This is a genomic window from Candidatus Aegiribacteria sp. (assembly GCA_021108005.1).
Lineage (GTDB): Bacteria > Fermentibacterota > Fermentibacteria > Fermentibacterales > JCC-6 > Aegiribacteria.
This window is the reverse complement of the sequence record JAIORS010000050.1, coordinates 1-5489: the sequence shown is the minus strand read 5'-3', so window position 1 is coordinate 5489 and position 5489 is coordinate 1. Positions and strand designations below refer to the sequence as shown.

The window sequence follows — 5489 nt, the reverse complement described above, 5'->3', positions numbered from 1 at the left end:
AGAACCATCCTTTTTTTTCTCTTCCGATTATTCCCCAGTCTATTGTTCCATCAGAAGCTCCAGCCTTGAATACAAATCCGGCAGGTGAGGATGCTGATGCCAGAGCCAGTCGATCCAGCATTTCTTCTCCAAAAATTACCGCCTTTTCGATCTCGATTCCCGGAAGAATTACAGCAAATGAATCTCCGCTGAATCCGGATACAAAACCGCCGCTTCCCCTGATCATTGAGAGGATTCCTCTGGTATAAATGCTGTTCAGCCTGTTTGAGAGCGCTTCAGCTCCTCTGTTTCCCTCTCTTGAAAGAGCTTCGGCCATGGACGCGAAACCTGATACATCGAATATCAATACACTTCCGGAAACAGTCCCTGAAAGATTACCATCGGAGAAATTCAGTAAAATCAGACGGGGAACAAGATTTAGCATGTTTATCCTTCCGGTACTTGAAACAAACAACAATATTGAGATATAGTTGATTCGATTCAATTTTCACAGCCTGCAACTATCCATGTTCCGATATCGAATATTCTCCTCGATTCGAAGAGGCTTATTAACCTTTGGGCAAGTTCTGATCTGACAATGTATTTGGTAACCCGGAGCAAATGCTGGATGAATGAAAAGAACTTTAAGTATTCACGCCGGGCTTTGAGAGAGCAGGATTGTCCACAATATTATTGTTTAAGGTAAACCAGTAATGGCTTGATGGAGAACTATGAGATGTTCTTCAGAATTGAGTTGGTGAAGGTGAGTAACCTGGTATAGTGTTAGCAGGATTGGAAAACAATGGGGGAACAACCTGATTGCAATATTGAAAAAAAAGTAACCCTTGAAGAACTTGAAAGAACACTGGCAAAGGCTGCGGGAAAAGAACGAATCAGTATCTTATGCGAACTTACGCGAATCCTTCGATCATTGAATCCATCCAAAGCTGTTGAATACTGCGAAGAGGCTTTTAATCTTCTGAATAGCTTTCCTGACAGGGATATTGAATCCAGGTTTCTGGGGAATATCTGCTGGTCATTCCAGAACACCGGCAGATATCGGGAAGCATTGGAATTCGGTTTTAGACACCTTGATCTTTCCCGGAGAATAAATGATAGGGACGAAGAAGCTCATTCACTTAATGAAATAGGTGTTACCTATTGGAGGCTCGCATGCTACGACGATGCTCTTGAATACAATCTTGACGCACTAAGGCTGCTTGAAGAACTGAATGATCCGAGCGGTGTTGCGGACATCAATAACAATATATGTATTCTATACACTGAATTGGAGAAAAACGACAAGGCTCTGGAGTATTGCAGCAAGGCTCTAGAATATTACAGCAATCTCAGTTCGGAAGAAAGAAGTGTCAACGAGAATATCAACCATTCCAATACACTCAATAATATGGGAGCCATCCACCAGGAACTTAAGAACTGTACTGAAGCCTTGAAATACCACCGCGCATCTCTTCGAATGAGAAAAAAACTGGATGATAGAAAAGGAATATCACATTCAAGATTGAATATTGGAATAGCTCTTAGAGATATCAGCAAATATGATGAAGCGCTGGAGTATTTCTTCAAAGCACTGAAAACTACCAGAGATACGGACGATAGAAATACCGAAGCTGATATCCTGCTCAGCATAGGTGTTACGTATGTATCCATGAAGGAATTCGATAAAGCTATCGAGTATATGAAAGAATCCGAAGAAATCACCAGGAAGATCGATTCAAAGTACGTTCTTGGTGAAACCCTCGAACTGTTGTCGTCCACTTATGAAAAGATGTCCGACCTGGAAAAAGCTCTTGACTATTTCAGACAGTTCAGAATCCTGGAAAAAGAAATATTCAATGAGAACAGTAAAAAAAGAATAATGGAATTGGAAATCAGATATAACGTTGAAAGCAGACTGAAAGAAGCAGAGATAACCAGAAAGAAGAACAGGGAGCTTGCCGGGGCCAACAGGGAACTGAAACAGGCATTGAATGAGGTGAAGACCTTGAGCGGACTTCTTCCGATCTGTGCTTCCTGCAAGAAGATCAGAGACGACCATGGTTACTGGAAACAGATCGAGTCGTACTTTTCCGAGCATTCGGAAGTTCATTTCAGTCACGGCCTGTGCCCGGAGTGCGTGAAAAAGCTTTATCCCGAAATTGAAGAATGAAATAACTCCCATCGACGGTAGAGCTGCCCCATACAGATCGGGTCTTTGATTCAGGCATGCAGCAACAAGAGTACCCCCGAAGGCACTTGAAGTAAACCTTGAGGCATTCCGGAAGGGGCGGGAACTCTTCTAAAGACCTATATCCGAAGCTATCTCCTTCATCGCTTCAAGGGAAAGGCGGACAAACTCGTCCAGTTCGTATCCTGCCTTTGAACAATCTCTGATAGTTTCTCTGGGAACTGACCTGGCAAAGGCAGTCATGTTCATTCTTTTGAGAACGGATTTGAGTTTTACCGGTTGGATCTTTTTATCGGGGTACACAAGGGCAACGGCCACTATCAGGCCGGTTATTGACTCTCCTGCAGCGAGAAGATAATCGAAATCCGAAGACCTCTCGACACCGTTATTGTCGTAATTATGTGATTTAATAGCCTGTATTGCTTCTTCGGGCAGCTGCCCTTCAAGCATCCCTGCGGTGACCAGCGCGTGTTGAGCGTGATCATTCTCCGTCAGTTCATAATCGAGGTCATGCAGCAGCCCGGTAATGCCCCATAATTCTGTATCCTCCCCCCTGTCTTCCGCGAGTGTGCGCATAACCGCTTCTGCAGCCAGGCAGTGCCGAATCAGATTCCTGTTGCTGAGGTTCTGTTCAAGCAACTCAAGGGCCTTTTCTCTATTTATCATATTCACTGTCCCATCTACCTCCGGAAGTCAGAAGATCACTGTTCCCGCCTTTTTCAATTACACGAAAAGCGTTTCCCGGGAAGGAAGCCAAATCCGATGGGACAAGGCTTCTCCGGGAAGAATATTCTGTTGCTATATCAGCAGCCAGTCCATGTACATATACACCAAGCGCAGCCGCGTCGAAAGGGTCCATTCCCTGAGCCATGAGTGATGATATTATTCCCGTAAGAATGTCCCTGCTGCCTCCCGTTGCAAGCCCGCTGTTACCCGCAGGTATGACGCAGGAACCCCTTTCGGGATGGAATATATTTCCTGATTCGAACGCTCAGAATAACCAGCACAGATAGAAATCTGTCCAGAAATCAGGCTCACTGCGTCTGGTTGATTCTGTTAGCACTCTATTTTGCTAGTCTTGTGCTTACTAACCTGATAAGGTTTGGCTTTGCCTTTCCTATTCTGAATATTGACTCTAGGATCTCCCTGCCAGGGAGTTTTATAAACCTGATGACTTGATCCGGATTGTCTCGGTTCGCCAAAGTAGAATTTGCATACTTTGGATAAGGTGGGGAAACGCACATTTTTCGGGTTCTCCTTCATTTTCCGAATCAGATCATCTATCTTTGTCATAAAGAATAGTATCAATATTGATACTAATTGTCAACTCCTTCAGCTATGTGCTAACGCTTCGAATGAGCCGCTACACTTCCATTGCAAAAGGCATGTACAGTCGACTCGATTCGATCGTTAGCCAGCATAATTACTTGTAAGCAACAACGAACACACGCCCCTCTTTCTCAGGTTCTTCTATCGGGATTGCCAGATCCTGAGCTCGAGCGAAATACACGTTCGGCCAGCCGGATTGTATAATTATCTTTTTCACCTTCTCCAGGTCATAAACAGTGTTGAAGGCAGTTTCGTCAAAACGTTGATAAGTTCCATCCTCTTGCTTTACAAATCCGGAAATCATTGTCCAGGCTCTATCACCATGACCATCATAGATTCCTCGGGTTATCACTAGCATTTCATCACTATCATCGATATGGATGCTGTTCCATCGAGTTAGACCGACTCGAGTGTTAAGATCGAATATGAAACAACCCTCACATACGGCGGATATGCAGTTGATGCATCTAATGAGTTCCTTTTCGTCAGAAAGGTGATTCAACGTATCGTAAGTTGAAACAACAAGACCGAACTTTTCATTCAGTTGAAAGTTAGTAATGTCTCCCAATATGAACCTTGCTTGACCAGAGTTTACATACTCCTGAGTATTTTCATTCGCATAGCGAAGCATATATTCCGACCTATCAATACCAACAACCTTGTATTCGTTCTCAAGGAAGTGTAACGCCAATTGGCCAGTTCCGCATCCCAAGTCAAGAACAGATTTGCTGACCTTTCCTATATGTGTCCTGGAATAGAAATCAAGAATTTTCGGGGCGATCTGTCTACTGAACCCAGACCACCTCTGATTGTAGACAATTGAGAAAATACGCCCATAAGCCTGCATGCATACTCTCCTTTGTCCGGATTGACTCGGCTAACGCCTCAAATCAGCAGACTGTAAATGCAAGGCCGCAGTTCTGCTGTATTTGTTTGTTGAACTAAGCGCTGCGTCGCAGCGCAGAATTCCAAATCATATAACAAACTAAGGTTAATAAACATACTTCCTGTAAGGGACGTAACCAAGCGTTCCTGTAATCAGGGAGGATGCTATGACATCGTTAAGAGAACGGATGATCGATGACCTTCAACTCGCCGGAATGAACAAGAGTACCCAGGAAGCGTATGTCCGTACGGTTCGCCAGTTGTCAGAACACTTTGGCAAATCACCAGATAAGATAAATGAAGAAGAGATACGCTCATACTTTCTCTACGTGAAGAATGAGAAGAAGTGGGCTCGTGCCACCTGTACAATCGCGATCTGCGGCATCAAGTTTTTCTGGGAACAGACGCTGAAGCGTGACTGGTCAATACTCGGACTGGTGCGCCCTGCGCGGGAGAAGAAGTTACCGGTAGTCCTCTCTCGCGGAGAAGTTATCACCATTATGCAGAATGTGAGATTCTTTCGTTACAGGGTGTGTCTTGAGACAATCTACTCTCTGGGATTGCGTGTTGGTGAGGGTACCAGATTGCAGATTTGTGATATAGACAGTGCCCGGATGGTTGTTCATGTGCGCAACGGCAAGGGTGGCAAAGATCGCTATGTGCCATTGCCTAAGCGAACTCTCAAACTTCTTCGGGAATTCTGGCTGATCCATCGAAACCAAGAATGGTTGTTTCCCAGGGTTGGCCGAGGTTGTCACGGTAACTACAACCGTCCTGATCCAATCAATGAGCCCTTTTCAATAGCAGTTGTACAGATGGCTTTCAAAGAAGCCCTTGTTGTCAGCGGTATCCGCAAAAAGGCACAGGTTCATTCGCTACGTCACAGCTATGCAACCCACCTTCTTGAGAGTGGTGTTAACCTGCGACAAATCCAGGTAAATCTGGGACACAACAGCCCCGCGACCACTTCGATCTACACACATCTTACGGGGGTGGCCCGTGACAAAGCCAGGCAACATCTGGATGAGATCATGAATGAACTTCCCTGATCTGACGAATCATGATAGAGATGGCGGATATCTTCCGCCGGTACAGGGATGAATATCTC

The 5489-nt window shown here is 44.8% G+C and carries 6 protein-coding genes; 2 read left to right on the top strand and 4 right to left on the bottom strand.

What is annotated here, in order from left to right:
• A partial coding sequence (locus K8S15_03215; GenBank protein MCD4775043.1) for a hypothetical protein occupies positions 1–424 on the bottom strand: 424 nt, incomplete at its 3' end.
• Positions 425–781: 357 nt separating this feature from the next.
• On the opposite strand from K8S15_03215, the gene K8S15_03210 reads away from it, so the two are divergent.
• Positions 782–2149: a tetratricopeptide repeat protein gene (locus K8S15_03210; protein ID MCD4775042.1), complete on the top strand. Its 1368-nt coding sequence runs from the start codon at positions 782–784 to the stop codon at positions 2147–2149.
• Positions 2150–2278: 129 nt separating this feature from the next.
• Here the strand turns inward: K8S15_03210 and K8S15_03205 are convergent, their stop codons facing one another.
• From K8S15_03205 to K8S15_03195, 3 genes are all read right to left on the bottom strand, one after another.
• A complete protein-coding gene (locus K8S15_03205; GenBank protein MCD4775041.1) occupies positions 2279–2833 on the bottom strand; it encodes an HDIG domain-containing protein in 555 nt (184 codons plus the stop codon).
• A complete protein-coding gene (locus K8S15_03200) occupies positions 2823–3140 on the bottom strand; it encodes a hypothetical protein (protein MCD4775040.1) in 318 nt (105 codons plus the stop codon). Before K8S15_03200 ends, K8S15_03205 begins: the two co-directional genes overlap by 11 nt.
• Before the next feature lie 450 nt (positions 3141–3590).
• A complete protein-coding gene (locus K8S15_03195) occupies positions 3591–4343 on the bottom strand; it encodes a class I SAM-dependent methyltransferase (GenBank protein ID MCD4775039.1) in 753 nt (250 codons plus the stop codon).
• A 205-nt stretch (positions 4344–4548) separates the two neighbouring features.
• Here K8S15_03195 and K8S15_03190 point away from each other — a divergent pair, with 205 nt between their 5' ends.
• The gene (locus K8S15_03190) at positions 4549–5430 is read left to right on the top strand and encodes a site-specific integrase (protein ID MCD4775038.1); all 882 of its coding nucleotides are present in this window, start codon (positions 4549–4551) and stop codon (positions 5428–5430) included.
• The last annotated feature ends 59 nt before the right edge of the window (positions 5431–5489 follow it).